At 41.8% G+C, this 1,460-nt stretch carries 1 protein-coding gene; it reads right to left on the bottom strand.

Features of this window, described 5'->3' with window-relative positions:
• Positions 1 to 156: 156 nt before the first annotated feature.
• The gene (locus ACTQ5K_RS25375; protein WP_031540362.1) at positions 157 to 1,353 is read right to left on the bottom strand and encodes an IS256 family transposase; all 1,197 of its coding nucleotides are present in this window, start codon (positions 1,351 to 1,353) and stop codon (positions 157 to 159) included.
• Positions 1,354 to 1,460: the final 107 nt, after the last annotated feature.

Genomic DNA, 1,460 nt, shown 5'->3' with positions numbered 1-1,460 from the left:
GGTACTGTCAATATTTTTGTGTAAATGACTTTTCAACTTCTCAAGGTAGATGATCACCTTCGTATTCAAATAGATTTGTTCGAAGTGTTGATTTGGGTGTCTAGGAAAGGGCTAGCCCTTTCCTAGACACCCAAATTTCGCGCTGGCACGTCCCGGTTAGTTTGTCGGTTCATGTAGCTGCTCAAACATCTCTTCCAACTCTGCACGTGCCTGATTGAAGCCGATGTGACAGCGTGAGGCGAAACGTTGATTGTAGTCCTCGAACTGCGTCACTAAAAAACGTTCCAGTGATTCTTCGTTCGGAAACTGTTCCTTGCGCTTTGTATATTTTTTGATTTGCTTATTGAACGACTCAATTAAATTGGTCGAGTAGATGCTTCGCCAAATTGCTTTTGGAAACTGATAAAACGTCAGTAAATACGGGTTATTTAGTAAGCCTTGTGTAACTTTTTTGTACGATTTGCTCCATTTCTCGCAGAACTGCCCAAGTGCTAGCTCAGCTGCTTCGGCGTCCTTTGCCTGGTGAATCATTTTAAAATCTTCGCAGACTTCCTTGCGATCCTCTACGCGTACTTTATGCATAATATTGCGACCGACATGAACTAAACAGACTTGATATTTTGCTTTTGGAAACACAGTGAAAACAGCGTCTGCCATGCCTTTTAAGCCGTCTGATACGAATAATAAGACGTCTTCTACACCACGGTCTTTCAGCTCTTCTAGTAGCTCTTGCCAGTTGTAAGCAGACTCTGTTGGGGCAATCGTATAAGCGAGTACCTCTTTAGAGCCGTCTTCGCGAATACCAACAGCGATATAGACAGCTTCTTTGGACACCGTATCACGACGCACGGCAATATACGTCGCATCTAAATACACGCATACGTAACGATTATGCAACGAACGGTTGTTAAATGCATCGACTGTTTCTGAAACCGCTTTTGTCATATTCGAAATCGTTTGAGGCGTATAGTGATGGCCGTACATTTTTTCGATTAACTGGGCAATTTCAGCCATCGTAATGCCTTTTTTAAACAGGTGAATCACCGTATCTTCAAGCGTATCATTCGAACGCTTATACGGAGCCACGGTCTGTTGTTTGAACTCACCATTGCGATCACGTGGAATTTGAATGGCTAAATCGCCGTACTCTGTGTGAAGCGTACGCGAATAAGACCCATTGCGTGAGTTGCCTGAATTAAAGCCAATACGGTCATATTTTTCATAATCTAGAAATTCCGTTAACTCTGTCACAAGTAGCGAGTTGATCGCCATTTCCAAGTGCGAACGAAAAACCTCGGTAATATCTTGTTTTTTTACTAGTGCATCGATAATTTCTGTTGTAAACTGATTCATAGGGAAGACCTCTTTTCTAGGATTGGTTGTGGTGACTTAATTCTACCAAGAGAAGGTCTTCCTTTTTACATGGAAATTTTCATTTACACAAAATATTTTATACTCTC

This window comes from Niallia sp. Sow4_A1 (assembly GCF_052116745.1).
In the GTDB taxonomy this organism is placed as follows: Bacteria; Bacillota; Bacilli; order Bacillales; family Cytobacillaceae; genus Niallia; species Niallia hominis.
The sequence above is the reverse complement of the archived record's forward strand: the minus strand, read 5'-3'. Positions and strand labels throughout refer to the sequence as shown.

What these genes read in the sequence shown, in the direction of transcription:
- ACTQ5K_RS25375 (WP_031540362.1), bottom strand. Translation starts at nt 1,353, where the DNA reads ATGAATCAGTTTACAACAGAAATTATCGATGCACTAGTAAAAAAACAA.